The sequence below is a fragment of the Mycolicibacter heraklionensis genome (assembly GCF_001021505.1).
Classification (GTDB): Bacteria; Actinomycetota; Actinomycetes; order Mycobacteriales; family Mycobacteriaceae; genus Mycobacterium; species Mycobacterium heraklionense.
Genome location: NZ_LDPO01000006.1, coordinates 73,480 through 100,299, shown reverse-complemented (window position 1 = coordinate 100,299; position 26,820 = coordinate 73,480). Strand labels below are relative to the sequence as shown.

Sequence of the window (26,820 nt, the reverse complement as noted above, 5' to 3'; positions counted from 1 at the left end):
GGGCCCGCGGCCCTTGCCCCGGACCGAAACAAAAAGTAACGTTACTTTTAGTTTTAGTCCGATATTCGCATGAGCTCCCCGGGAGTCGCCGATGGAATCCTTCGTCCACCTGCGCAAAGGCACCACGCCGCGCCGCATCCATGCCGACCTCGACGGCCTCAAGGACGACGAGCTGGGCCGCGGCGGCTTCACCGGCCGCACCGCCAACATGTACCGGCGTAACGACCCGACCGCCTACCGGGCCGAAGGGCCGCTACGGCCCCTGGACGTACTGGCCGCGCAGCTGCAACCCGCCGACGCGATCGACCCCGCCGGCGATCCCCTGCTGCTGTTCAGCAACCCCGACTGCCGCATCCGGTTGTCCCGGCGCTCGGCGGAGATGCCGTTTCACGTCCGCTACGTCGACGGCGACCTGCTGTGCTTCGTGCATGCCGGATCCGGGCAGCTGGAGACCGAATTCGGCCCGCTGGACTACCGCGAGGGCGACTGGCTGTACCTGCCCAAGGCGACCACCTGGCGTCAACTTCCCGCAGCCGAGACCACCTGGCTGATGATCGAGGCCACCGACGAGTTCCGGGTGCCGCCGCCGGGGCCGCTGGGCCGGCACTTCCCGTTCGACCCCTCCCTGGTCGTCATCCCCGAGCCGGCCCCCATCGACGACGATGGGCGCGAGCGCTACGAAGTCCGTCTCATTCATGACGGCGGGCCGACAACGCTTCACTACCAACACAATCCGATCGACGTCGAGGGCTGGCGCGGCGACAACTTCGCGTTCTCGTTCAACATCGCCGACTACAACGTGGTGACCTCCGACAGCGTGCACCTGCCACCGACGGTGCACCTGTTCATGCAGGCCACCGGGGTCTACGTGATGAACTTTTTGCCCAAGCCCGCTGAAGGGATCCCGGGTACCGAACGCACGCCGTGGTATCACCGCAACGTCGACTACGACGAGATCGCGTTCTTCCACGGCGGATCGCTGTACGGGATTCCGATGCCGCCAGGCCTGATCAGCCACGCCCCGCAAGGCGTGCATCACGGCGCGCCGGAGAAGGCCCGCGAGCGGGCACGCCGCAAGTTCGACGACTATCAGCGGGTGGACTGGCAGGTCATCGCCATCGACACCCGACGCCGCCTCATCCCCTCCCCCGAGATTCTCGCCGCCGACCTAGGACAGCACGCATGACCGCCAAGCACGACTACGACCGAATCCCCTACCTGATTGCCTACCAGAACAATTCGGGTGTCCGCGACGTCTACGGCGGGGTCGCCGAGCTGGTGGTGCTGGAGAGCTACCTGCTGCGGCCCAAGGACAGCCCGAGCGACACCGTGCTGGTGTTCATGCACCCGATCGGCGGCGGCGCCTACCTGCCGATGGTCAATGCCCTGGCCCGCGCCGGGCACCACGTCATCTACTGCAACAGCCGATTCCGCGGCACCGACTCGGCGCTGCTGATGGAGAAGGTGGTCGAAGACCTCGGCCAGTGCATCGCCGACGCCAAGAACCGGCTCGGCTACGCCAAGGTGGTGCTGGCCGGATGGAGCGGCGGCGGCTCGCTGTCGCTGTTCTACCAACAGCAGGCCCAGCATCCGACGGTGACCGCCAGCCCCTCCGGCGACGGCCCCGACCTGACCAAGCTGAACCTGATCCCCGCCGACGGCGTGATGCTGCTCGCCGCCCACATCAGCCGCCACGGCACGCTGACCGAATGGCTCGACGCCTCGATCCTCGACGAGTCCGACCCGACCAAACGCGATCCGGAACTGGACCTCTACAACCCGGACAATCCCAACCAGCCGCCCTACAGCCAGGAGTTCCTGGCGCGCTACCGGGCCGCCCAAATCGACCGGAATCGCCGGATCACCGCCTGGGTCAAGGCGAAGCTGGCCGAGCTCAAAGACGCCGGCGTGCCCGATCAGGAGTTCGGGTTCGTCGTCCACGGCACCATGGCCGACCCGCGCTGGCTGGACCCGACGGTCGATCCCAACGAACGCACCCCCGGCAGCTGCTATCTGGGTGAGCCCGCCGTGGTGAACATGAGCCCGGTCGGGCTGGCACGGTTCTGCACGCTGCGCAGCTGGCTGTCGCAGTGGAGCTACGACGACGCCCACGGCGACGGCGTGGACTGTGGACACGACATCGCGGTGCCCACCCTGGTGATCGGCAATATGGCCGACGACGCCTGCACGCCCAGCCACACCCGCCGGCTCTTCGAGGCGATCGGCACCAGCGACAAGCAAATGCACGAAATCCCCGGCGCCAATCACTATTACGCCGGTCCGGATCAGCGTGACGCGCTGCGACAGGCCGTGCAGATCGTCAGTCATTGGCTGGCCCAGCATGATTTCGTAGGCTCGTCGGCATGAATCCCTCAGCCGGTGCACTCGACGGCATCCGGGTCATTGAGCTCGGCACGCTGATCTCCGGACCGTTCGCCGGGCGGCTGCTCGGCGACATGGGCGCCGAGGTCATCAAGATCGAGCTGCCCGGCAAACCCGACCCGCTGCGCACCTGGGGACAGGCCGAGCTCGACGGGCACCACTTCTTCTGGACCGTGCACGCCCGCAACAAGAAGGCCGTCACCCTCGACCTGCGCGCCGAGCGCGGCCGGGAACTGTTCCTCGAACTCATCGAGAAGTCCGACATAGTCGTGGAGAACTTCCGCCCCGGCACGCTGGAGCGCTGGGGCCTGGGCTTCGACGTCCTGCGTCAGCGCAACAAGGGCATCATCCTGGTGCGGGTCTCCGGCTACGGACAGACCGGACCGGACGCGCACAAGGCAGGCTACGCCTCGGTTGCCGAAGCGGCCAGCGGGCTACGGCACATGAACGGCTTTCCCGGCGGCCCGCCGCCACGGCTGGCGCTGTCCCTCGGCGACAGCCTCGCGGGCATGTTCGCCGCCCAAGGCGCGCTGGCCGCCCTCTACCGTCGCACGGTCACCGGTCACGGTCAGGTGGTCGATGTCGCCCTCACCGAATCCTGCTTGGCCATCCAGGAATCCACCATCCCCGACTACGACGTCGGCGGCGTGGTGCGCGGGCCGTCGGGCACCCGACTCGAGGGCATCGCGCCGTCGAACATCTACCAGTCGGCCGACGGCAGCTGGGTGGTGATCGCCGCCAACCAGGACAGCGTGTTCGCCCGGCTGTGCCAGGCCATGGGCAGGCCGGAACTGACGACCGACCCGCGGTTCGCCGATCACGGTGCGCGCGGCCGCAATCAGGACGAGCTGGACTCGATCATCGGCGAATGGGCCGCACAGCGGGCACCGGACGCCACCATCGCGACGCTGAGCGATGCCGGAGTGATCTCCGGGCCCATCAACACGGTGGCCGAGGTCGTCAAAGACCCGCAACTGTGGGCACGCGGCATGCTCGCCGAGCACTGGGACGAAGGCGCCGAGCGCACCGTCCTAGGCCCCGGCGTCATCCCGGTGCTCTCGGAGAGCCCCGGCACCATCCGCAACGCCGGATCGGCCCGGCCCGGCCAGCACAACGACGAGGTCTACGCCGGCCTGCTCGGCAAGACCAGCGCGGAGTTGGACACCCTACGCACCCAGGGGGTGTTATGAGCACACTTCCCGGCCAGGTCAGCATCCGCGAGGTCGCGCTGCGCGACGGCCTGCAGATCGAAGCGCCGATCCCGTTGAGCGCCAAGCTCGAACTGCTGGCCGCGATCGCTGCCACCGGAGTCCGCGAGGTCGAGGTGACCTCGTTCGTCTCCCCGACCAAAGTCCCGGCCCTCGCTGACGCCGCCGAGCTGGCCGCCGAACTGTGGCGCTACCCCGAACTGGAGTTCTCCGCACTGGTCGCCAGCCCCGGTGGCGCCGCCCGGGCGGTGGCCGCCGGACTGAAATCCCTCGAGTACGTGGTGTGCGCCTCGGATGCCTTCAGCACCGCCAATGTCGGCCGCCCCACCGCGCAGGCCGCCGCCGCCATCACCGACATCGCCGATATCGCCCATGATGCCGGCGCGTCGGTCGAGGTCATCATCGCCACCGCGTGGGACTGCCCGTTCGACGGACCGACCGATCCCGGGCGGGTCACCGACATCGCCTCCTCGGCAAGCGATTTGGGGGTCGACCGGCTGGCCATCGCTGATACCATCGGCACGGCCACTCCCCGGCGTGTCACCGACCTGATCGCGGCGGTGCAGCCGCTCATCGGCGACATCCCGCTGGGCGCGCACTTCCACAACACCCGCGGCTCCGGGCTGGCCTGCGCCTACGCGGCGGTGCAGGCGGGAATCACCCGGCTCGACGCCTCGGCCGGCGGCCTGGGCGGCTGTCCGTTCGCCCCTGGCGCCACCGGGAACATCGCCACCGAGGACCTGGTCTACCTGCTGAGTGATTGCGGGATCGACACCGGTATCGACCTGGATGCCGCCATCGCCGCCGCCGGTGTGGCCAGCACGGTCGTCGGCCACGGGCTGCCCAGCGCCCTGCTGGCAGCCGGAGACCGGAAGCGGGTCTGAGCGCCTCGATGTCCACCCAGCGTGAGCTCAGTTCGAAAGGACGCCTGACGCGCGGTGCGATCGAACAGGCCGCCCGAGAACTGTTTGCCGAACGCGGGTTTCACGGCACCACCCTGGCCGACATCACGTCGTCCGCCGGAAAGTCCACCGCGGTGCTGTACCGGTATTTCCGTGACAAGGAAGACCTGCTGGCCGCCTTGGCCGAGTCGTTTCTCACCCAGGTGGTCGAGCCGTCCGGACTCAAGATGCGGCTACCGGAGTCCCCGGAGGACACCGAGTTCTTCACGTCGGTGGTCAGTGCCTATTGGACCATGTTCAAGCCGAACATCGGCGTCATGATCGCGGTGGCACAGCTGGCCGCCACCAGCGAGCGATTCGCCGCACTGCAGAACGAGTTCCGCCGGTTCGGCATGGAGATCGTCGCCGCCTCGGTGCGACGCGCACAGCAGCAGGGCTACGGTCTTGATCTCGATGCCGACCACATCGCGGCAGCCATCGCGCTGCTGTTCGAGAACTTCACCGTGGTGTTCGTCGGCCCGTCGGGACCGGGATGGCGAATCAGCGATCATGACGCCATCGCCACGCTGTCGACCATCTGGAGAAAGACCCTGTACGGCCGTTGACCACCCACAACTGAAGGAATCGCCATGGATTTCACACTGCCCGAACACCTTCCCGGGGTGCTCGCCGAGATGGACGACTTCATCGAGCGCGAGATCGCACCGCTGCAGGCCGAGCACATGCAGTACTTCGACCACCGGCGCGAGTTCGCCCGCACCGACGTGGAACGCGGCGGCATCCCGCGACGCGAGTGGGAGGAATTGCTGGATGAGATGCGCCGCCGCGCCGACGCGGCCGGCTGGCTGCGCTACGGGCTGCCGGCATCCCTGGGCGGCCGCGACGGAACCAACGTCGACATGGCGGTGATCCGGGAACATCTGGCACACAAGGGCCTCGGCCTGCACAACGACCTGCAGGACGAGTCATCGATCGTCGGGAACTTCCCGCAGGTGATCATGATGGAGCGGTTCGGCACCGACGAGCAGCGCCGCGAGTTCTCCCAGGCCATGATCACCGGCGAGCGGTCGATGGCCTTCGGACTGACCGAACCAGACCACGGTTCGGATGCCACGTGGCTGGAAACCCGCGCCGAACTCGACGGCGACACCTGGGTGATCAACGGCGCCAAGCGATTCAACACCGGAGTGCACCGGGCCACCCACGACTTGGTCTTCGCCCGCACATCCGGCGAAGCCGGCTCGGCACGCGGGATCACCGCGTTCCTGGTGCCCACCGACACACCGGGATTCACCATCCCGTTCTACTGGTGGACCTTCAACATGCCGACCGACCACGGCGAGGTCGAACTGAACAACGTGCGGGTGCCCGCCGATGCGGTGCTCGGCGAGGTCGACGGCGGGCTGGACGTGGCCCAGACCTTCCTGCACGAAAACCGGATCCGCCAGGCCGCCTCCAGCCTGGGCGCCGCACAGTATTGCATCGACCGCGCCGCCGAGTACGCGCGGCAACGCATCGTGTTCGGCAAGCCGCTGTCGGTCAACCAGGCGGTGCAGTGGCCGCTGGCCGAACTGCAGACCGAGGCCCAGATGGTGCGGCTGCTGGTGAACTACGCGGCCTGGCACCTGGACCGCGACCACCACCTGGAGGTCTCCGACAAGGTGTCGATGGCCAACTACCGTGCCAACCGGCTGGTGTGCGAGGCCGCCGACCGCGCCATCCAGATCCACGGCGGCGTGGGCTACACCCGTCACGAGCAGTTCGAACACATCTACCGCCACCACCGCCGCTACCGGATCACCGAAGGCGCCGAAGAGATCCAGATCCGCCGGGTCGCGCAGCGGCTGTTCGGGTTCGATAGGCGGCCATGAAACCGGGTGCGACCACCGATCAGCTCGCCGACCGGCTGGCCGACGTGCTGGCGCCGGAGTTGGGCCCGGTCGTGGTCGAGGACCTGCGGGCCCTGACCGGCGGCGCCAGCCGGATCACCTGGGCGTTCGATGCCGTTACGGGCACAGGCCATCGCCGGTCGCTGATTCTGCGCACCGGCCCGCTTGAGGAGCTGCATGCCAGCATGGAGCTGGAGGCGCACGCGCAGCGTGTCGCAGGCCGGGCCGGTGCCCCGGTGCCGAACGTGCTGATCGCCGATAATTCCGCTGCGGCACTGGGGAACCCGTACCTGATCTGCGATCTGATCGACGGCGAGACGGTGGTTCGCCGCATCGAGCGCCAGCTCGACGACGCGGGACGCACGCAGCTGCTGCGGCAGTGCGCGCAGGCGCTGGCCGCCATTCACCGGGCCGACCCGGGCGGCGTCGCATTGAGTGCCGAAGACCAGCTGTCCGCATGCCGCACCCAGCTCGATGCCCTGCCCGACACCACGGCGCCCTTCGAGTGGGCGTTGCGACGGCTGGCCGCCGATCGCCCACCGCCGGTGCCGGCGCAGCTGGTCCACGGCGATTTCCGGATGGGCAACCTCATGGTCTCCGGCCGCGGTGATCTGGCCGCCGTGCTGGACTGGGAGCTGGTGCACCTGGGCGACGGGTGTGAGGACCTGGCCTGGTTCTGCCTGCGGGCCTGGCGGTTCGGTGCGCCGCTCGAGCGCGCCGCCGGTGGACTCGGCGGTATCGACGCCTTTCTGGCCGCCTACGAACAAGCCACCGGCGGGAATGTCAATCCGGATCGGTTCGACTGGTGGCTGCTGCTGGGCACGCTGCGGTGGGGCATCATCTGCCGCTACCAGGCCCAGCGTCACCTGAGCGGCCAAACCCGTTCGGTGGAACTGGCGACCATCGGCCGGCGCGTCTCCGAAACCGAATGGGACCTGCTGCGCCTGCTCGACGGAGTCCGGCCGTGAGCGCCGGGGGCCGCCGCCCCACCGCGGCCGAACTCGTCGCCGCGGTCACCGAATTCCTGGACACGGCGGTGGTGAATCGCGACGGGGATACCGCCACCGACGGCCAGGTCAGGTTCCACGCCCGGGTAGCGGCCAACGCGCTGCGCATCGTCGAACGGGAGTTACGCGACACCACCGGCGGCGTCGTCGCCGACGCACTGGCGAGACTGGGTTTCGCCGACGAGGCAGGGCTGGCCGCCGCCATCCGGGCCGGTGACCTTGACGATCGGCCCGAGGCGCTCGCCGCCTGCCTGTACACCCTGGTGGAGCATCGACTGGCGATCGACCATCCGGGGTATGCCCAGTAGCCGCTAGAGTGCCTGCGCGACAATCACTTCGACGGTGCTGCTCCAAACCCGATGTATCGGTGCGACCTGCGCAGTAGCATCTGGACCGTGTCCGACTCCAATGCCGCGCTGCGAATCCTTGTCTACAGTGACGACGCCGCTACCCGCGCACGGGTTACCACCGCGTTGGGCAAGCAGCTGCACCCGGACCTACCGGAGCTGAGTTATGTCGAGGTGGCAACCGAGCCGATGGTGATCCGGCAGATGGACGCCGGTGGAATCGACCTGGCCATCCTGGACGGAGAAGCCACCCCGGCCGGCGGGATGGGCATCTGCAAACAGCTCAAAGACGAGATCACGCCGTGCCCGCCGATCGTGGTGCTGACCGGCCGCGCCGACGACGTCTGGCTGGCCAAATGGTCGCACGCCGACGCCGCGGTGGCCCACCCGATTGACCCCATGGAGTTGAGCCATGCGGTGCTGGGTCTGCTGCGCACGCCGACGGGTAGTTAGGTAAGCCTCAGCCACGAATTGCGCGAATTCGCCTGTCGCCGTTACCGCTACAGGTGATACCCGTCACAGTTGTCGGCAATTTCGGATTCTTCCCAACCGCCCCGTGGCAGCGGGCTAGGCTGTGCCTGAAGTCACATCGGTGCCCGGAAGGGAACTACGTCACTGAGCATGAACCTGTACCTGCCGATCCTGGTCCTCGCCGCGCTCGCCGCCGGTTTCGCCGTATTTTCCGTGGTCGCCACCGCCCTGGTGGGTCCCTCGCGGTACAACCGGTCGAAACTGGAAGCCTACGAGTGCGGCATCGAGCCCACAGACCAGCCGGTCAGCGGGCCGCACGCCCCGCCCGGGCAGCGATTCCCGGTGAAGTACTACCTGACCGCGATGCTGTTCATCGTCTTCGACATCGAGATCGTATTTCTCTACCCCTGGGCGGTTGCCTTCGACGGGCTCGGGGTGTTCGCGCTCATCGAAATGGTGCTGTTCGCCGTCGTCGTCTTCGTCGCCTACGCCTACGTCTGGCGCCGCGGCGGCCTGAATTGGGATTGAGTGGGAGTAGGCGGGCTTACACATGGGATTAGAAGAGCAGCTCCCGAGCGGTCTCCTGTTGTCCACCGTGGAAGACCTGGCCGGGTACTTCCGCACCGGGTCACTGTGGCCGGCGACCTTCGGCCTGGCCTGTTGCGCGATCGAGATGATGTCGACGATGGCGCCGGACTATGACCTGTCCCGCTTCGGGATGGAGGTGTTCCGGGCCTCCCCACGCCAGGCTGATCTGATGATCGTGGCCGGCCGGGTCAGCCAGAAGATGGCACCGGTGCTGCGCCAGATCTACGACCAGATGGTGGAACCCAAATGGGTGCTGTCGATGGGAGTGTGCGCGTCGTCGGGCGGAATGTTCAACAACTACGCGATCGTGCAGGGGGTGGACCATGTCGTCCCGGTCGACATCTACCTGCCCGGCTGCCCGCCCCGGCCGGAGATGCTGATGTACGCAATCCTCAAGCTGCACGAGAAGATTCGCTCAATGCCCTTGGGCGCCAACCGGGAACAGGTGATCACCGCGACCGAACAGGCGGCCCTGTCGGCGCCCTCCACCTGGGAGCTGAGGGGGTTGCTGCGGTGAGCGAGGCCAGCGGTGAGGGCCGAAACGGCCCCGAAGACGTGATCAAGGTCCGCCACGGTCTGTTCGGCGCGACGGGCAGCGGCGACACATCCGGATACGGGCGCCTCGTGACCGAGGCCGCACTACCCGGAGAGACCCCACGACCCTACGGCGGGTACTTCGACGAGCTCGTCGACACCCTCACCGCTGCCCTGCAGCGCAACGGAATCGAATTCGCCGACGCCATCGAGAAAGTCGTTGTGTATCGCGACGAGCTGACGCTGTACATCCGTCGCGCGCAACTGCCGGCGGTGGCCCAGCTGCTGCGGGATGAGCCGGAGCTGCGCTTCGAACTGAGCCTCGGGGTCTCGGGCGTGCATTACCCCGGTGACACCGACCGCGAGTTGCACGCGGTCTACCCGTTGCGATCCATCACCCACAACCGCCGTGTGCGCTTGGAAGTCGCTGCGCCTGACGCAGATCCGCACATTCCGTCACTGTTCGCCGTCTACCCCACCACGGACTGGCATGAGCGGGAGACCTACGACTTCTTCGGGATCATCTTCGACGGCCACCCCTCGCTGACCCGGATCGAGATGCCCGACGACTGGCACGGCCACCCGCAGCGCAAGGACTATCCGTTGGGCGGCATCCCGGTCGAGTACAAGGGCGCGCAGATACCGCCGCCGGACCAGCGGAGGGCTTACAAGTAATGAGCACCGACACGCCGCACACCGTCCTGAATGTCGGTGGGCAGGAATGGGATCAGGTGGTCGAGGCCGCCAAGGCCGCGGACCCCGGCGAACGCATCGTCGTCAACATGGGACCCCAGCACCCGTCGACACACGGCGTGTTGCGACTGATCCTGGAACTCGAGGGCGAGACAGTGACCGAAGCCCGTTGCGGCATCGGCTATCTGCACACCGGCATCGAGAAAAACCTGGAAAGCCGCTACTGGACCCAGGGCGTCACGTTCGTGACCCGGATGGACTACCTGTCGCCGTTCTTCAACGAGACCGCCTACTGCCTCGGTGTGGAGAAGCTGCTCGACATCACTGACGACATCCCCGAGCGCGCCAGCGTCATCCGGGTTTTGATGATGGAGCTCAACCGGATGTCCTCGCATCTGGTTGCGCTCGCGACCGGCGGCATGGAGCTCGGCGCGCTTTCGGTGATGCTGTTCGGTTTCCGGGAACGCGAACTGGTGCTCGACATCTTCGAGGCGATCACCGGTCTGCGGATGAACCACCAGTACGTCCGGCCCGGCGGGGTGTCAGTGGATCTGCCCGACGAGGCGGTCCCCATGATTCGCGACTTCCTCAAGCTGATGCCCAAGCGGCTCAAGGATATCGAGGACCTGCTCACCGAGAACTACATCTGGAAGGCCCGCACCAAGGGCGTGGGCTACCTGGACCTGACCGGGTGCATGGCGCTGGGCATCACCGGTCCGGTGCTGCGCTCGACGGGCCTGCCCTACGACGTGCGACGTGCCGAGCCCTACTGCGGCTACCAGGACTACGAGTTCGAGGTGATCACCGATGACGGCTGTGATGCCTACGGCCGCTACCTGATCCGCATCGCAGAGATCAAGGAGTCCCTGAAAATCGTCGAACAGTGTCTGGACAAGCTGCGGCCCGGGCCGGTGATGGTCTCCGACCGCAAGATCGCCTGGCCGGCCGACCTGACCATCGGCCCGGACGGGCAGGGCAACTCTCGTGAGCACATCGGCTGGATCATGGGCCACTCGATGGAAGGGCTGATCCACCACTTCAAGCGAGTCACCGAAGATCTGTGGGTGCCGCCGGGGCAGGTGTTCGTCTCGGTCGAGTCGCCTCGCGGCGAACTGGGGGTGCACATGGTCAGCGATGGCGGTACCCGGCCCTACCGGGTGCACTACCGGGACCCGTCGTTCACCAACCTGCAGGCGGTGGCCGCCATGAGCGAGGGCGGGCTGATCGCCGACGTGATCGCCGCGGTCGCCAGCATCGACCCGGTCATGGGCGGGGTGGACCGGTGAGCGCGCCGGGCGGCGAGATCGACAAGGCCGGCGTCAACAAGACCGGGCGCGGCCGGTTGATGCCGCCCACCGCCGGGACCGACGGCAAGCGAATCTTCCTGCAGCTGGGCCGCCAGCCCGAAGAACCCAATCAGTTCAACCACCCTGGCGCTCCCACCACCTACTCCCCCGAGGTGCGAGCCCGGCTCGAGGCCGACGCCAAGGAGATCATCGGCCGCTACCCGCAGCCGCGCTCGGCGATCCTGCCGCTGCTGCACCTGGTGCAGTCGCAGGACACCTACGTCACCCCGGCCGGCCTGTCGTTCGTCGCGGAGCTGCTCGGGCTGACCAGCGCGGACGTCGCCGGGGTCGCGTCGTTCTATTCGATGTACCGGCGTGATCCCACCGGTAAGTACCTGGTCGGCGTCTGCACCAACACGCTGTGCGCGGTGATGGGCGGCGACGCCATCTACGACGGCCTCAAGGAGCACCTGGGCGTCGGCAACGATCAGACCACTGCGGACGGGTCGGTCACCCTGCAGCACATCGAGTGCAACGCCGCCTGCGACTACGCACCGGTGGTGATGGTCAACTGGGAGTTCTTCGACAACCAGACCCCGGAATCGGCGCGCGAACTGGTCGACAAATTGCGCGACGACGCCGAGGTACGGCCCACCCGCGGGATGCCGCTGTGCAGTTTCGCGGCAACCGAACGGATTCTCGCCGGCTTCCCCGACGAACGCTCCGACGACGGCCAAGGCGGTGCCGGCGCGGCGACGCTGGCCGGCCTGCAGGTGGCGCGCGAGCACGGGATGACGGCTCCGGAGCCGGGCAGCAACGCCGATAGGGGTGCGAAATGACCCTTACCAAAGGAACACCGCCCGAGGGCACACCACTGACTCCGGTGCTCAGCAGCTACTGGGACGAACCCGAGTCGTGGACGCTGGAGACGTACCGCCGCCATGACGGCTACGTCGGGATGAAGCGCGCGCTGGCGATGACGCCCGATGAGGTCATCGAACTGGTCAAAGACTCCGGGTTGCGTGGCCGAGGCGGCGCCGGGTTCTCCACCGGAACCAAATGGTCCTTCGTGCCGCAGGGCGACGAAGGCCCCGCGGCAAAGCCCCACTACCTACTGGTCAATGCCGACGAGTCCGAGCCCGGCACCTGCAAGGACATGCCGCTGCTGATGGCGACACCGCATGTGCTCATCGAGGGCATGATCGTGTGCTGCTACGCGATCCGGGCCCGCCACGCCTTCATCTACATCCGCGGCGAGGTGCTGCCGGTGGTGCGCCGGCTGCAGACGGCGGTGGCCGAGGCGTATGCGGCCGGGCTGCTGGGCACCGACATCGGCGGCAGCGGCTTCGACCTGGACATCACCGTGCACGCCGGGGCGGGCGCCTACATCTGCGGCGAGGAGACCGCGCTGATCGAGTCGCTGGAGGGTTACCGGGGCCAGCCGCGGCTGCGCCCGCCGTTCCCCGCGGTGGCCGGGTTGTACGCATCACCGACGGTGGTCAACAACGTCGAGTCGATCGCCAGTGTGCCGTCGATCCTGCGCAACGGTCCGGAGTGGTTCCGGTCCATGGGCACTGAGAAGTCTCGCGGGTTCACCCTGTATTCGCTGTCCGGGCACGTCAACCGGCCTGGCCAATACGAGGCGCCGCTGGGCATCACGCTGCGCGAGCTGCTCGCCTACGCCGGCGGGATACGCGACGGGCACCGGTTGAAGTTCTGGACGCCCGGCGGGTCGTCGACCCCGATCCTGACCGAGGAACACCTCGACATCCCGCTGGATTACGAGGGCATGGCGTCGGTCGGATCGATGTTGGGCACCAAGGCATTACAGATCTTCGACGAGACCACCTGCGTGGTTCGCGCAGCCGGACGCTGGTCGGAGTTCTACAAGCACGAGTCCTGCGGGAAGTGCACGCCGTGCCGTGAGGGCACCTACTGGCTGGTGCCGATCTACGAACGGCTGGAGTCCGGCCGCGGCACCCCGGAAGACCTCGACACCCTGCTGGACATCGCCGATGTCCTGTTCGGAAAGTCCTTCTGCGCCTTGGGTGATGGCGCGGCGATGCCGGTGAAGTCGTCGATCCAGTACTTCCGCGACGAATACATCGCCCACCTCGAGGGCGGCTGCCCGTTCGACCCGAAAGCGAGCATGTTCGTGCCAGGTGGATCCAACGGCGGTGTGGCGTGACACAGACTTCTCACCCGGACGGTCAGGAGACGGTGACCGTCACCATCGACGACCAACAGATCACGGTCCCCAAGGGCACCTTGATCATCCGCGCCGCCGAGCAGCTGGGCATCGAGGTCCCGCGGTTCTGTGATCACCCGCTGCTGGACCCGGTGGCCTGGTGCCGGCAGTGCATGGTCGAGGTGGAGGGTCAGCGCAAGCCCCAGCCGTCGTGCGCGGTGGCCGCCACCGACGGCATGGTGGTGCGCACCCAGCACACCTCGGCCGAAGCCGATCGGGCCCAGCACCTGGTGATGGAACTGCTGCTGATCAACCACCCGCTGGACTGCCCGACCTGCGACAAGGGTGGCGAGTGCCCGCTGCAGAACCAAGCCATGTCCCACGGGCGCACCGAAACCCGGTTCGAAGAGGAAAAGCGCCACTACCCCAAGCCGATCAACATCTCCTCGCAGGTGCTGCTGGACCGGGACCGCTGCATCTTGTGCGCACGCTGCACCCGGTTCGCCAACGAGATCGCCGGGGACAAACTCATCGAGATGATGGACCGCGGCGCCCTGCAGCAGGTCGGCATCTACACCGACACGCCGTTCGACTCCTACTTCTCCGGCAACACCGTGCAGATCTGCCCGGTCGGCGCGCTCACCGGTGCCTCCTACCGATTCCGGGCCCGCCCGTTCGACCTGGTGTCCACACCCACCGTCTGCGAGCACTGCGCCGGCGGCTGCGCCGAACGCACCGACCACCGTCGCGGCAAGGTGATGCGGCGGATGGCCGGCGAAGACCCGGACGTCAACGAAGAATGGAACTGCGACAAGGGCCGCTGGGCGTTCACCTACGCCACCCAGGGCGACCGGATCACCACACCGCTGGTCCGCGACGACAGCGGGAACCTGGTCCCGACCTCCTGGCCGCACGCCGCGGCGGTGGCGGCGCGCGGCCTGGCCGCGGCGCGGGGTCGCACCGGGGTGCTGGTCGGCGGCCGGGTATCGGCCGAGGACGCCTACGGCTACGCCAAGTTCGCCCGGGTGGCGCTGCACACCGATGACATCGACTTTCGGGCGCGCGCGGCGTCCGCCGAGGAAACCGCGTTCCTGGCCGCCCGGGTCGCGGGTCGCGGGATCTCAGGGCCGTCCGGGGTCACCTACGCCGATCTGCAGGCCGCGCCGGTGGTGCTGCTGGCCGGCTTGGAGCCCGAGGAAGAGGCACCGATGGTCTTCCTGCGGCTGCGCAAGGCGGCCCGCAAGAACGCCACCAAGGTGTTCAGCCTGGCGCCGTTCGCCGATCGCGGGCTGACCAAAATGTTCGGCACCCTGCTGGCCACCGTTCCCGGCGGCGAGGCGGCGACGCTGGACGGCCTGCACACCGGCGACAAATCCGATCTAGGGCAGCTGCTCCGCCAACCGGGCGCGGTGGTGTTGGTCGGCGAGCGGCTGGCGGCCTCGCCGGGAGCACTGTCGGCGGCAGTCCGGCTGGCCGAGGCCACCGGCGCGAAGCTGGCCTGGGTGCCGCGCCGTGCCGGCGAGCGCGGCGCACTGGACGGCGGCGCACTGGCCGGCCTGCTGCCCGGCGGTCGTCCGCTGAGCGACCCTGCCGCGCGGGCCGAGGTAGCGCAGGCGTGGGGTCTCGACGGCCCCGACGAGCTGCCGTCGCAGGCCGGGCGCGACACCGACGCCATCCTGGCGGCCGCCGCCGAGGGGACGTTGGGAGCACTGGTGGTCGGCGGAGTGGAGCCGACCGATTTGGCCGACCCGGCGGCGGCACTGGCCGCCCTGGACGCGGTCGGATTCCTGGTCAGCCTCGAGTTGCGGCACAGCGAAGTCACCGAACGCGCCGACGTGGTGCTGCCGGTCGCTGCCGCGGCCGAGAAGTCCGGAACCTATGTCAACTGGGAGGGCCGCCACCGGCGGTTCGGTGTCGCACTCGGCGACACCGGCGCCCTGCCCGACCGGCGGGTGCTCGACGTCCTCGCCGAGGAGATGGGCGTCGCGCTGGGACTGGCCACGCTGGAGGCGGCACGCGACGAGCTGGCGGGGCTGGGTGTCTGGTCCGGCGAGCGAGTCGCTGCTCCCGACGTCGCCGCGGGTTCACCGCCGCAGCCCGGTACCGGCGAAGCCGTACTGGCCGGCTGGCGCATGCTGCTGGACGAGGGGCGGATGCAAGCCGGCGAACCGAACCTGGCCGGCACCGCCCGCAAACCGGTGGCGCGCCTGTCGGCGACGACGGCCGCCGATATCGGTGTGGCTGAAGGCGAACCGGTCACGGTCAGCACCGACCGCGGCAGCGTCACCTTGCCGCTGGTCATCACCGAGATGCCGGACAACGTGGTGTGGCTGCCGATGAATTCGCACGGCTGCGCGGTGTACCGGGATCTTGGGGTCCCCCTCGGCGCGACGGTACAGATTGGACGCAGATCATGACCGATCCCTGGTGGTTGATGCTGGTCAAGGTACTGGGCGTCTTCGTGTTTCTGATTCTGACGGTGGTCCTGGCGATCGTCATCGAACGAAAAGTCGTGGGCCGCATGCAGATGCGCCCCGGACCCAACCGGGTCGGGCCCAAGGGCTGGCTGCAGAGTCTGGCCGACGCGATCAAACTGGCGCTCAAGGAAGACATCACCCCCTTCAACGTCGACCGGGCGATCTACGCGCTGGCGCCGATCATCTCGACGGTGCCGGCGATCACCGCATTCGCTGTGATCCCGCTCGGCCCGGAGGTCAGCATTTTCGGCCACCACACCGCTTTACAGCTGGCGGACCTGCCGATCGCGGTGCTGTTCGTTCTGGCGATGTCCTCGATCGGGGTGTACGGGATCATCCTGGCCGGCTGGTCGTCCGGATCCGCGTACCCACTGCTCGGCGGAATCCGCTCCACCGCCCAGGTGATCTCCTACGAAGTCGCGATGGGCTTGGCATTCGCGTCGGTGTTCCTCTACGCCGGGACGATGGCGACCTCGGGCATCGTGGCGGCCCAGGACCGGGCGTGGTTCGCGTTCCTGCTGATGCCGTCGTTCCTGGTCTATCTGACCGCGATGGTCGGAGAGACCAACCGGGCACCCTTCGACCTGCCCGAGGCCGAGGGCGAGCTGGTCGGCGGCTTCCACACCGAATACTCGTCGCTGAAGTTCGCGCTGTTCTTCCTCGCCGAATACATCAACATGACCACGGTTTCGGCCGTCGCCGTCACATTGTTCCTCGGCGGCTGGCACGCTCCGTTCCCGTTCAACATGTGGCCGGCCGCCAACACCGGCTGGTGGCCGCTGCTGTGGTTCACCGCCAAACTGTGGGGCTTCATCTTCGTCTACATCTGGCTGCGGGGAACCCTGCCCCGGCTGCGTTACGACCAGTTCATGGCCCTGGGCTGGAAGATCCTGATCCCCGTGGCGCTGTCGTGGGTGCTACTCGCCGCGGTGATACGCAGCCTGCGCAACGACGGCTACGAGCACTGGCAGCTGGCACTGGCCGCCATCAGCACACTGACCACGGTGGTGCTGCTACTGGTGCTGCATCGCAAGTTCAGTGCGTTGAACAGCCGCCTCGACGAAACGGCGCCGGCGGCTCCCCCAGAACAGCTCGTCGCGTCCGAAGGATCATTCCCGACACCACCGCTGCCGCAACGCAATCCACCGCGGGTCAAGGAGGACGTCAATGGCTAGTTTGAGAGACGCCCTGGCCGGGTTCGGCGTCACCTGGAAGACGATGTTCAAGCGGCCGATCAACGACGGCTACCCGGAACGCAAGAAACCGACGGCGCCGCGTTATCACGGCCGTCACCAGCTCAACCGGCATCCGGACGGGCTGGAGAAGTGCATCGGCTGCGAGTTGTGTGCGTGGGCCTGCCCGGCCGACGCCATCTACGTGGAGGCCGCCGACAACACCGACGAGGAGCGCTTCTCCCCCGGTGAACGCTACGGCCGCGTCTACCAGATCAACTACCTGCGCTGCATCGGGTGCGGGCTGTGTATCGAGGCCTGCCCCACCCGCGCGCTGACCATGACCAACAACTACGAGATGGCCGCCGACAACCGTGCCGAGCTGATCTGGGAACGCGATCAGCTGCTGGCGCCGCTGCAGCCCGGCATGATCGCGCCGCCGCACGCGATGCCGCCCGGCGCCACCGAAAAGGACTACTACTTGGGCAGAGTCAGCCCGGCCGGGCTCGATGCAGACCCGGACCTGTTCGTGATGCTCGACCGGGTGAAGCAGGGCAAAGCCTGATGGGCACCACGCTGCTCGCCTCCGACATCGTCGTCCGCACCTCCACCGGGGAGGCGGTGGCGTTCTGGATTCTGGGCGTCGTCGCCGTCGTCGGTGCCATCGGCGTCGTCACCGCCGCCAAGGCGGTCTACTCGGCACTGTTTTTGGCGATGACGATGCTGATCCTGGCGGTGTTCTACTTCATCCAGGACGCGATGTTCCTCGGGGTGGTGCAGATCGTCGTCTACACCGGCGCGGTGATGATGCTGTTCCTGTTCGTGATGATGCTGATCGGCGTCGACTCCGCCGAGTCTCTGGTGGAGACCCTGCGCGGCCAGCGGGTCGCCGCCACGCTCGCCGGGACCGGCTTCGGGATCCTGCTGATCGCCGGGATCGGCGGCGCGACCATGCACCTGCGCAGCATCGGCACACCCGCTGCCACCAGCGCCGGCTCGGCGGATCTGAGCCAACACAACGTCGAGGGTCTGGCGGCGCTGATCTTCACCCGCTACCTGTGGGCGTTCGAGCTCACCAGCGCATTGCTGATCACCGCGGTGCTCGCGGCGATGGTGCTGACGCACCGTGAGCGGCTGCAGCCGCGACTGACGCAGCGCGAGCTGTCCATCCTGCGCTTCCAATCCGGCCGGCGAGCGACACCGCTGCCCACCCCCGGCGTCTACGCCCGGCACAACGCCGTCGACATCGCCGCGCGCCTGCCCGACGGGACCTACTCCGAGCTGTCGGTGTCGGACACGTTGACGCACCGCTGGGTCGGTGCCACCGGCAACGCCGAACACGCCAGCAATGGGGAGGAGTCGGGCCAGTGAATCCGGAGAACTACCTGTACCTGTCGGCGATGCTGTTCACCATCGGTGCCACCGGAGTGCTGTTGCGGCGCAACGCGCTGGTGATGTTCATGTGCGTCGAGCTGATGCTCAACGCCGCCAACCTGGCGTTCGTCACCTTCGCGCGGCTGCACTCCCAGCTCGACGGCCAGATGGTGGCGTTCTTCACCATGGTCGTCGCCGCCTGCGAGGTGGTGATCGGCCTAGCCATCATCATGACGATCTTCCGGGCCCGGCGATCCGCCTCGGTCGACGACGCGAACCTACTGCGCGGCTAGGAGTTGGGGAGCCCTATGACGAACGTGAGTCAGCTGAGCTGGCTGCTGGTGGCCCTGCCGACGGCCGGTGCGCTGATCCTGCTGCTCGGCGGACGCCGAACCGATCGGTGGGGACACCTGCTGGCCTGCGCCACGGTGCTCGGCTCGTTCGGGATCGGGCTGGCCCTGCTGGTCGACATGCTCGGCCGCGACGGCGAGGACCGGGCGATTCACACGCACCTGTTCAGCTGGGTGCCGGTCGGTGCCCTGCACGTCGATTTCGGCGTGCTGATCGATCAGCTCTCGATCTGCTTCGTGCTGCTGATCAGTGGCGTCGGCGCGTTGATCCACATCTACTCGACCGGCTACATGAAGCACGACCCCGACCGCCGGCGCTTCTTTGCCTACCTGAACCTGTTCGTCGCCGCGATGCTGCTACTGGTCGTCGCCGACAACTACCTGGGTCTCTACGTCGGCTGGGAAGGCGTCGGTCTGGCGTCCTACCTGCTGATCGGCTTCTGGTACGCCAAGCCGGTGGCCGCCGCGGCCGGCAAGAAGGCGTTCGTGTCCAACCGGGTCGGCGACATCGGGCTGTCGCTGGCGATGTTCGTGATGTTCGCCGGCTTCGGCACGCTCTCCTACGACGGCCTGTTCGGGGCGGTCAGCGACGCCGGCCCCAGCGGGCTGACCACCGCCATCGGCCTGCTGCTGCTGGTGGGTGCCTGCGCCAAGTCCGCGCAGGTGCCGTTGCAGGCCTGGTTGTTCGACGCGATGGAAGGCCCCACCCCGGTGTCGGCGCTGATCCACGCCGCCACCATGGTGACCGCCGGGGTCTATCTGATCGTGCGGTCCGGCCCGGTGTTCGACCTGTCCCCCGACGCCCGGCTGGCGGTGGTCGTGGTCGGTGCGGCCACACTGCTGTTCGGTGCGATCATCGGCTGCGCCAACGACGACATCAAGCGGGCGCTGGCCGCCTCCACGGTGAGCCAGATCGGCTACATGGTGCTGGCCGCGGGCCTGGGCCCGGCCGGCTACGCGGTGGCGATCATGCACCTGCTCACCCACGGCTTCTTCAAGGCCGGCCTGTTCCTGGGCTCCGGGTCGGTGATGCACGGGATGAACGACGAACAGGACATGCGCCGCTACGGCGCCCTGCGCAGCTTCATGCCGGTGACGTTCGCGACGTTCGGGCTGTGTTACCTGGCGATCATCGGGGTGCCGCCGTTCGCCGGCTACTGGTCCAAGGACGCCATCATCGAGGCCGCACTGGCCTCCGGCGGCACCCGCGGCTGGGTGCTGGGGGCGGTCACCATCCTGGGCGCCGGCATCACCGCCTTCTACATGACCCGGGTGATGCTGATGACGTTCGGCGGCGAACGCCGCTGGGCCGCCGACGAGAGCGAAGTGAGCGCAGACCGGGCACTGCAGCATCCGCACGAGTCTCCGCGGGTGATGACCTGGCCGATGATCGTGCTGGCTCTGGGTGCCGTGTTCGCCGGCGGGGTGTTCGCGATCGGCGGGCGGCTGGAGCACTGGCTGGAGCCGGTGGTCACCCGCGTGGCGGAGCCGGTTGCCGAACACGCGCATGCCATCCCGGCCTGGCTCACCGGCGCGATCACCCTGGGAGTTGTCCTGCTCGGTGTCGCGGTGGCCTACAACATGTACGGCCGCAAGCCGATACCGATCACCGCACCCACCGACGTGTCGGCGCTGACGGTGGCGGCCCGCAAGTATCTCTACGGCGATGCCTTCAACGAGGAGGTGCTCATGCGTCCGGGTAACCGACTGGCACAAGCCTTGGTCGGCGTCGACGACCGGGTGGTGGACGGCTCGGTCAACACCACGGCCGGGCTGGTGGCGATCGCCTCATACCTGGTGCGGCGCCTGCAGACCGGGTTCGTGCGCTCCTACGCGCTGACCATGCTGGCCGGCACGGTCCTAGTCGTCGCGGTAGTGCTGGCGGTACAGCAGTGAACAACAACGTGCCCTGGCTGAGCCTGCTGTGGCTGGTACCGCTGGTCGGTGCCGGACTGGTCATCGTGTTGCCGGCCCGCCAAGCTGCACTGGCGAAGTGGACCGGTCTGCTGGTGAGCCTTGCGACGCTGGCGGTGGCGGTCGTGGTCACCGTCGAGTTCGACACGACCCCGGTGGCCGCGCCCTACCAGTTCGTCGAATCTCACTCCTGGATACCGGCATTCGGGGCGAACTACACGCTCGGGGTGGACGGTATCGCAGTGATCCTGGCGTTGTTGACCGCCGGGCTGGTGCCGTTGCTGATGCTGGCCGGCTGGAACGACGGTGACACCGGCGGCGCCGGCCTCCGCAGCCGCGGCCCGCACGCGTTCGCGGCGCTGACGCTCACCGTCGAGGCGATGGTGCTGATCTCGCTGGTCTCGTTGGACGTGCTGCTGTTCTACGTGTTCTTCGAGGCGATGCTGATCCCGATGTACTTCATGATCGGCGGCTTCGGGACCGGCGCCAAGCGTTCCCAAGCAGCCCTGAAGTTCCTGCTCTACAACCTGTTCGGTGGCCTGATCATGCTGGCCGCGGTGATCGGCGTGTACGTGGTGAGCTCCGGCGAAGGCGCTTCCGGCACCTTCGACTTCCGCGAACTGGTCTCGATCTTCTCCCCGGCCACCACCACCGTGGACCCCGGCGTACTCAAGCTGCTGTTCGCCGGCTTCATGTTCGCCTTCGCGGTCAAGGCCCCGCTGTGGCCGCTGCACCGGTGGCTGCCGGACGCGGCGGTGGAATCCACCCCGGCGACCGCGGTGCTGATGATGGCCGTGATGGACAAGGTGGGGACCTTCGGGATGCTGCGGTACTGCCTGCAGCTGTTCCCCGACGCCTCAACGTATTTCCGCCCGACCATCATCGTGCTGGCGGTCATCGGCGTGGTCTACGGCGCGATGGTGGCGATCGGCCAGCGCGACATGATGCGATTGATCGCCTACACCTCGATCTCGCACTTCGGGTTCATCATTCTGGGCATCTTCGTGATGACCAGTCAGGGGCAGAGCGGCTCGACGCTGTACATGCTCAACCACGGGTTGTCCACGGCGGCACTGTTCCTGATCGCCGGTTTCCTGGTCGCCCGTCGCGACGGCGCCCGGGCGATATCGGACTACGGCGGCGTGCAGAAGGTGGCGCCGGTGATGGCCGGCACCTTCATGGTCGCCGCGATGGCCACCCTGTCGCTGCCCGGCCTGGCCCCGTTCATCAGTGAGTTCCTGGTGTTGATCGGCACGTTCAACCGGTATTGGGTGGCGGCCGCAGTCGGCTCCACCGCACTGGTGCTGTCGTCGATCTACATGCTGTGGCTCTACCAGCGGGTGATGACCGGCCCGGTCACGCAAGGCAATGAACGCATCCGCGATCTGGTGCCACGGGAGTTGCTGGTCGTCACACCGCTGATCGCGCTGCTGCTGTTCCTCGGCTTCTACCCCAAACCCGCACTGGACATCATCAACCCGGGCGTCGAGCACACCTTGACCACGATCGGTCAAACCGATCCGGCACCGCTGACCGCTGAGGGGGCGCACTGACCATGGCGGGCATGCCAATCCCATCCGTCGAATACAGCCTGCTCCTGCCGCTGTTGATCGTTTTCGGCACCGCAGTGACCGGCGTGCTCTTCGAGGCGTTCATCTCGCGCAGGGCGCGCTACGTGATGCAGGTCCTGCTCGCTGTCGGCGGTTTGGCCGCCGCGTTCGCCGCCATCGTCGCGGTGGGCCGTGACCTGCCGGCCGGTGGTCGCATCGCGGTGCTGGGCGCGGTGGCCGTCGACCGGCCGGCACTGGTGCTGCAGGGCACCATCGTGCTGGTCGGGATCCTGGCCGTGCTGTTCATCTCCGAGCGCAACGTCGGCGCGGGTGCTCCCGAAGGTCCGGGCGCGGCCACCGCCTCCGCCGCCTCCCCCTCGCACGCGGGCCTGGACGCGTTCACTCCGCAGGCATCGGCGGTCCCGGACAGCGTCGCCGAACTCGATGCGGCGCGCGCCGGGGTGACCCAGACCGAGGTGTTCCCGCTGACCGTGCTGGCGGTCGGCGGCATGATGGTGTTCCCCGCCGCCAACGACTTGGTCACCATGTTCGTGGCGCTGGAAGTGCTCTCGCTGCCGCTGTATCTGCTGTGCGGGCTGGCCCGCTACCGCCGTCTGCTCTCGCAGGAAGCGGCGCTGAAGTACTTCCTGCTGGGCGCATTCTCCTCGGCGCTGTTCCTGTTCGGCGCCGCCTTGCTCTACGGCGCCACCGGGACGTTGACGCTGCCGGATATCGGTGAGCAGTTATTCGCCCACAGCAGCGATCCGCTGGCGCTGATCGGCGCCGGGCTGCTGCTGGTGGGCTTGTTCTTCAAGGTCGGCGCGGTACCGTTCCATTCCTGGATTCCCGACGTCTACGTCGGGGCGCCGACGCCGATCACCGGCTTCATGGCGGCCGCCACCAAGGTCGCCGCATTCGGGGCGATGCTGCGGATCCTCTACGTCGCACTGCCGGCGCTGCATGACCACTGGCGCCCGCTGCTGTGGCTGATCGCGGTACTGACCATGGTGGTCGCCACCATCGCAGCGATCACCCAGACCGAGGTCAAGCGGATGCTGGCCTACTCCTCGATCGCCCACGCCGGCTTTGTGCTGACCGGTGTGCTGTCCGCGATCCCGGCGGGTATCTCCGCGACGCTGTTCTATCTGGTCGCCTATAGCTTCTCCACAGTGGGCGCCTTCGCGGTGGTGAACCTGATCCGCGGCTCCAGCGGCGAAGAAGAACTCGACATGTCCCAGTGGGCGGGGCTGGGCCGGCGTTACCCCGTTGTGGGCCTGCTGTTTTCGATGTTCCTGCTGGCGTTCGCCGGTATCCCGCTGACCAGTGGGTTCATCAGCAAGTTCGCGGTGTTCAAGGCCGCCGCCGAGGGTGGTGCCGCACCACTGGTGGTGGTCGGCGTGATCGCCAGCGGTGTCGCCGCCTACTTCTACGTCCGGGTGATCGTGTTGATGTTCTTCACCGACGCCCCCGCCGAACCCCCGCACCTGGTGCTGCCCAGCGTGTGGAGCAAGGCGGCCATCGCGCTGTGCGCCGCGATCACCGTGCTGCTGGGCGTGCTGCCGCAGCCACTGCTCGACCTGGTGGACGCCGCAACACAATTCGCGCAGTAAACGCCGCATGCCCGTCGTGCGGCGGGTACATGATGGACAGATGCACGACGAGTCATTTCAGCAGCTGCTCACCATGCTGGACTACACCATGTTCGTGGTGACCACCGCAACCAACGAGCGCGCCTCGGGTTGCCTGGTCGGGTTCGCCACCCAGACCAGCATCGACCCGCCGAGGTTTCTGGTGGGAATGTCCAAGCGCAACCACACCTTCGAGGTGGCAGCCGAGGCCGAGTATTTGGCCGTTCACGTCCTGGCGCGCCGCGATACCGAGCTCGCCCGGCTGTTCGGCGGTCAGACCGGCGACGACATCGACAAATTCGAGCGCTGCTCCTGGCACAGCGGTCCGGAGGGAATGCCGATCCTCGACGATGCGCCGGCATGGTTCGTCGGCAAGACGCTGCGCCGAATCGACCTCGGCGACCACATGGGCTACCTATTGGAACCGGTGGCCGGGTATGCCGCCCAGGGCGCCGATGACCTGCTGTCGCTGTCCGACGTCGACGATCTCGAACCGGGCCACAAAGCCTGACGAGACGGGATCGAGCGGCGCTCAGCCCGGCTCGCGCAGCGGAAGGCCGGCAGCGGTGTAGATCGCGTCGATCACGGTCATGTTCTCGATCGCGTCCTCCGGGGTGGTGCGCACCGGCACGCTACGCAGCACGGCGTCGGCGAACGCATCGAGCTGGTAGGCATACGACGCCCGGTGGGTGAAACGCTCGACGCGCTTGCCCTTCGGCGAACTGACCCGCAATCGGTGGAAATACTGCGGCATCAGCGGGTTGAGCGCCCGCAGCTCGCCGCGCTCGCCGATCACCCGGGCGCTGATCTGCAGCAGGTTCGATGACCACAGCGAGCAGCGGATGGTCCCGGTGTGCCCGGCGGGAAACCGCAGCTGCGCCGTCATGGCCCGGTCGACGTGCGGATCGCGCAATTTCGCCTGCGCGGACACGACTTCCGGGGTGGCCCCGCCGAAGGTGCGGGCCATGTGCACCGCATAGCAGCCGGCGTCCATCAACGCGCCGCCGGCCAGCGCATAGTGATAGCGGATGTCGGAGAACCGGGGCAGCGGAAAGCTCAGCGCGGTGTCCACCTGCCGCAGCTCCCCCAGTTCGCCCGAGGCGATGATCTCTTCGATACGCGCGGTCATCGGGTGGTAGCGGTAGTGAAACGCCTCCATCACCACCCGGTCGGAGCTCGCGGCCGCCGCGGCGACCTGGCGGGCCTCCTCAGCGTTGGCGGTGAACGGCTTCTCGCACAGCACGTGCTTGCCGGCGTCCAGCGCGGCTCGGGTCCATCTGCCGTGCAGGTGGTTCGGCAGCGGGTTGTAGATGGCGTCGACCTCGGGGTCGGTGATCAGTGCGTTGTAGCTGTCATGCACCCGGCCGATGCCATGTTTGGCCGCGAACGCCCGGGCACGCCCGATGTCGCGGGCTGCCACCGCGCTCACCACGACTTCCGGGTTGGCGGCGGAAGGTTTGAGTAGTGCATCCGGGGTAATCCGCGCCGCTCCGAGCACGCCGATTCGGAGCGTCGTCGTCGTTCCGGTCATGCGACGGTGCTCCTTTGCAGGCGGAACCCGGCCACCCGGTGGCCGGCTTGGGCCGGAGTCGTCATGTCGACCACCCTGCCCGCCTGCTCGCGCACCGGGGTGGTGGGGTCGAGCACCGACAGGTAGACCTCGTGGGCGGCCAGGGAGTCCACCGCGGTGTCGAGGTAGCCGTCCACGGCCTCGACGTGGGTGGGGCCCGGGCCACCCTGGAACAGCCAGCTCGGCTTGTCCGCCACGGCGTCCCAGGCATCGGTGACCGCGGCGGCGAATTCCATGTGGTCGCGCTGGTTGGGCATGCCGGGTCCGAACTCTGCGCCGCCGTAGATCGTCACCACCACGTCGGGTCGCACCTCGCCGATCACCGCGGCGATCTTGGCGCGCAACTCCGGCGTGTTTCGGATGTTGCTGTCCGGGAAGCCCCAGAAGTCGACATCTGAGACCCCCACGATGGCCGCCGCCCGCCGTTGCTCATCCTCACGCAACGGTCCGGCCTGCCCCGGCTCCAAGCCGGCGATGCCCACTTCCCCGCTGCTGGCCAGCGCATAGCGGACGGTCTTACCAGCGGCGGTCCACTTCGCCACCGCGGCGGCGATACCGTATTCGGGATCGTCGGGGTGCGGCACCAACACCAGCAGCGACGTCCAGTCTTGCGGAAAGGGCTGCGGCCCGGTGGCCTCGACAGGCTGGGACATGGGTCTATGTCATCACGCCGTGGGCGACGATGTCAGCGATCCGTTGCACCCAGTCATCGTCGAGATCGTCGTCGGGGCGCAGCATCATGGCCAGCAACGTTGCGCCGCCGATTATTTCGACGAGCCGGTCGGGGTCCACATCGGGTCGCGCGTCGCCGCGGGTCACCGAATCGGCCACCCAGTGGCGCATCACCTCGAACAGGCCCTGAAAGCGTTCCAGGATGCGCGCGGTCAACTCGGCGTTGCGCGCCATGTCAGCGATCAGGCCCGGCAGGGCGGCCCGCACCACCGGGCTGGTGAAGACGTCGCGCGCACCGGCCATCATTGCCCGAAGGTCACCGGCCACATCGCCCGGCGGCGCAGTCACCGCGCTCGGCGGCACCGAGAACGCAGCCTCGTGCACCAGTTCGGCCTTGCTGGGCCAACGGCGGTACAGCGCGGTCTTGGTCGTCCCGGCGCGCTCCGCGACGGCCGCCAGGCTCAGATTCGAATACCCGACTTCGACAACCAGTTCCGCGGCGGCCTGCAATATGGCACCGTCGATGCGGGGGTCGCGGGGACGTCCGGCGCCGGACCCCTTGTCAACCGCTGAAGGTTCTGCTTTCATAACGCTACCTGTCGTATCGTAATTACCTTA

27 protein-coding genes are annotated in these 26,820 nt (G+C 67.7%); 24 read left to right on the top strand and 3 right to left on the bottom strand.

The window, feature by feature from the left end; translation table 11 throughout:
* The first annotated feature begins 91 nt into the window (after window positions 1-91).
* From ABW16_RS09795 to ABW16_RS09680, 24 genes are all read left to right on the top strand, one after another.
* Window positions 92-1,186, top strand: coding sequence for a homogentisate 1,2-dioxygenase (locus ABW16_RS09795; RefSeq protein ID WP_047318974.1), 1,095 nt, complete (start codon window positions 92-94; stop codon window positions 1,184-1,186).
* Window positions 1,183-2,367, top strand: a complete 1,185-nt coding sequence (locus tag ABW16_RS09790; RefSeq protein ID WP_047318973.1) for an alpha/beta hydrolase family protein — start codon at window positions 1,183-1,185, stop codon at window positions 2,365-2,367. Before ABW16_RS09795 ends, ABW16_RS09790 begins: the two co-directional genes overlap by 4 nt.
* Entirely contained in the window at window positions 2,364-3,572 is a 1,209-nt protein-coding gene (locus ABW16_RS09785; RefSeq protein WP_047318972.1) for a CaiB/BaiF CoA transferase family protein, read from the top strand. The genes ABW16_RS09790 and ABW16_RS09785 overlap by 4 nt, the downstream gene beginning before the upstream one ends.
* Window positions 3,569-4,474 carry a hydroxymethylglutaryl-CoA lyase gene (locus ABW16_RS09780; protein ID WP_047318971.1) on the top strand — a complete coding sequence of 302 codons (906 nt, stop codon included), beginning with the start codon at window positions 3,569-3,571 and terminating at the stop codon, window positions 4,472-4,474. The genes ABW16_RS09785 and ABW16_RS09780 overlap by 4 nt, the downstream gene beginning before the upstream one ends.
* Before the next feature lie 8 nt (window positions 4,475-4,482).
* Window positions 4,483-5,097: a TetR/AcrR family transcriptional regulator gene (locus tag ABW16_RS09775; RefSeq protein ID WP_082134028.1), complete on the top strand. Its 615-nt coding sequence runs from the start codon at window positions 4,483-4,485 to the stop codon at window positions 5,095-5,097.
* A gap of 24 nt (window positions 5,098-5,121) precedes the next feature.
* A complete protein-coding gene (locus tag ABW16_RS09770) occupies window positions 5,122-6,363 on the top strand; it encodes an acyl-CoA dehydrogenase family protein (protein WP_047318970.1) in 1,242 nt (413 codons plus the stop codon).
* Window positions 6,360-7,349 carry a phosphotransferase family protein gene (locus tag ABW16_RS09765; RefSeq protein WP_047318969.1) on the top strand — a complete coding sequence of 330 codons (990 nt, stop codon included), beginning with the start codon at window positions 6,360-6,362 and terminating at the stop codon, window positions 7,347-7,349. The genes ABW16_RS09770 and ABW16_RS09765 overlap by 4 nt, the downstream gene beginning before the upstream one ends.
* Window positions 7,310-7,696, top strand: coding sequence for a DUF6285 domain-containing protein (locus ABW16_RS26880; RefSeq protein ID WP_047318968.1), 387 nt, complete (start codon window positions 7,310-7,312; stop codon window positions 7,694-7,696). The genes ABW16_RS09765 and ABW16_RS26880 overlap by 40 nt, the downstream gene beginning before the upstream one ends.
* An 87-nt stretch (window positions 7,697-7,783) precedes the next feature.
* Window positions 7,784-8,188: an Rv3143 family two-component system response regulator gene (locus ABW16_RS09755; RefSeq protein ID WP_047319072.1), complete on the top strand. Its 405-nt coding sequence runs from the start codon at window positions 7,784-7,786 to the stop codon at window positions 8,186-8,188.
* A gap of 168 nt (window positions 8,189-8,356) precedes the next feature.
* Window positions 8,357-8,734, top strand: a complete 378-nt coding sequence (locus tag ABW16_RS09750; RefSeq protein WP_047318967.1) for an NADH-quinone oxidoreductase subunit A — start codon at window positions 8,357-8,359, stop codon at window positions 8,732-8,734.
* 22 nt (window positions 8,735-8,756) lie between these two features.
* Window positions 8,757-9,311, top strand: a complete 555-nt coding sequence (locus ABW16_RS09745) for a NuoB/complex I 20 kDa subunit family protein (protein ID WP_047318966.1) — start codon at window positions 8,757-8,759, stop codon at window positions 9,309-9,311.
* A complete protein-coding gene (locus tag ABW16_RS09740; RefSeq protein ID WP_109519543.1) occupies window positions 9,308-10,003 on the top strand; it encodes an NADH-quinone oxidoreductase subunit C in 696 nt (231 codons plus the stop codon). The genes ABW16_RS09745 and ABW16_RS09740 overlap by 4 nt, the downstream gene beginning before the upstream one ends.
* Window positions 10,003-11,307 carry an NADH dehydrogenase (quinone) subunit D gene (nuoD, locus tag ABW16_RS09735; RefSeq protein ID WP_047318965.1) on the top strand — a complete coding sequence of 435 codons (1,305 nt, stop codon included), beginning with the start codon at window positions 10,003-10,005 and terminating at the stop codon, window positions 11,305-11,307. Before ABW16_RS09740 ends, nuoD begins: the two co-directional genes overlap by 1 nt.
* 59 nt (window positions 11,308-11,366) lie before the next feature.
* A complete protein-coding gene (gene nuoE, locus ABW16_RS09730; RefSeq protein WP_047319070.1) occupies window positions 11,367-12,146 on the top strand; it encodes an NADH-quinone oxidoreductase subunit NuoE in 780 nt (259 codons plus the stop codon).
* Entirely contained in the window at window positions 12,143-13,495 is a 1,353-nt protein-coding gene (gene nuoF, locus ABW16_RS09725; RefSeq protein WP_047318964.1) for an NADH-quinone oxidoreductase subunit NuoF, read from the top strand. Before nuoE ends, nuoF begins: the two co-directional genes overlap by 4 nt.
* A complete protein-coding gene (locus tag ABW16_RS09720) occupies window positions 13,492-15,912 on the top strand; it encodes an NADH-quinone oxidoreductase subunit G (RefSeq protein ID WP_047318963.1) in 2,421 nt (806 codons plus the stop codon). Before nuoF ends, ABW16_RS09720 begins: the two co-directional genes overlap by 4 nt.
* On the top strand, window positions 15,909-17,147 hold the full coding sequence (gene nuoH / locus ABW16_RS09715) for an NADH-quinone oxidoreductase subunit NuoH (RefSeq protein WP_047318962.1): 1,239 nt from the start codon (window positions 15,909-15,911) through the stop codon (window positions 17,145-17,147). Before ABW16_RS09720 ends, nuoH begins: the two co-directional genes overlap by 4 nt.
* Entirely contained in the window at window positions 17,140-17,709 is a 570-nt protein-coding gene (gene nuoI, locus ABW16_RS09710) for an NADH-quinone oxidoreductase subunit NuoI (protein WP_047318961.1), read from the top strand. Before nuoH ends, nuoI begins: the two co-directional genes overlap by 8 nt.
* On the top strand, window positions 17,709-18,515 hold the full coding sequence (locus tag ABW16_RS09705) for an NADH-quinone oxidoreductase subunit J (RefSeq protein WP_047318960.1): 807 nt from the start codon (window positions 17,709-17,711) through the stop codon (window positions 18,513-18,515). The genes nuoI and ABW16_RS09705 overlap by 1 nt, the downstream gene beginning before the upstream one ends.
* Window positions 18,512-18,811, top strand: coding sequence for an NADH-quinone oxidoreductase subunit NuoK (gene nuoK, locus ABW16_RS09700; protein WP_024442457.1), 300 nt, complete (start codon window positions 18,512-18,514; stop codon window positions 18,809-18,811). The genes ABW16_RS09705 and nuoK overlap by 4 nt, the downstream gene beginning before the upstream one ends.
* A gap of 15 nt (window positions 18,812-18,826) precedes the next feature.
* The gene (gene nuoL / locus ABW16_RS09695) at window positions 18,827-20,764 is read left to right on the top strand and encodes an NADH-quinone oxidoreductase subunit L (protein WP_047318959.1); all 1,938 of its coding nucleotides are present in this window, start codon (window positions 18,827-18,829) and stop codon (window positions 20,762-20,764) included.
* Window positions 20,761-22,335, top strand: coding sequence for an NADH-quinone oxidoreductase subunit M (locus tag ABW16_RS09690; protein WP_047318958.1), 1,575 nt, complete (start codon window positions 20,761-20,763; stop codon window positions 22,333-22,335). Before nuoL ends, ABW16_RS09690 begins: the two co-directional genes overlap by 4 nt.
* A 2-nt stretch (window positions 22,336-22,337) precedes the next feature.
* Complete coding sequence (nuoN, locus tag ABW16_RS09685; RefSeq protein ID WP_047318957.1) at window positions 22,338-23,942, top strand: NADH-quinone oxidoreductase subunit NuoN; 1,605 nt, start codon at window positions 22,338-22,340, stop codon at window positions 23,940-23,942.
* 40 nt (window positions 23,943-23,982) lie between these two features.
* On the top strand, window positions 23,983-24,471 hold the full coding sequence (locus tag ABW16_RS09680) for a flavin reductase family protein (RefSeq protein WP_047318956.1): 489 nt from the start codon (window positions 23,983-23,985) through the stop codon (window positions 24,469-24,471).
* Window positions 24,472-24,492: 21 nt separating this feature from the next.
* Here ABW16_RS09680 and ABW16_RS09675 read toward each other — a convergent pair whose 3' ends face one another.
* The 3 genes from ABW16_RS09675 to ABW16_RS09665 are packed head-to-tail and all read right to left on the bottom strand — an operon-like array spanning window position 24,493 to window position 26,790.
* A complete protein-coding gene (locus ABW16_RS09675) occupies window positions 24,493-25,491 on the bottom strand; it encodes a Gfo/Idh/MocA family protein (RefSeq protein ID WP_047318955.1) in 999 nt (332 codons plus the stop codon).
* Window positions 25,488-26,183 (bottom strand): PIG-L deacetylase family protein, encoded by a 696-nt coding sequence (locus tag ABW16_RS09670; protein ID WP_047318954.1) that lies wholly within the window; start codon window positions 26,181-26,183, stop codon window positions 25,488-25,490. The genes ABW16_RS09675 and ABW16_RS09670 overlap by 4 nt, the downstream gene beginning before the upstream one ends.
* A gap of 4 nt (window positions 26,184-26,187) precedes the next feature.
* Window positions 26,188-26,790: a TetR/AcrR family transcriptional regulator gene (locus ABW16_RS09665; protein ID WP_047318953.1), complete on the bottom strand. Its 603-nt coding sequence runs from the start codon at window positions 26,788-26,790 to the stop codon at window positions 26,188-26,190.
* Window positions 26,791-26,820: the final 30 nt, after the last annotated feature.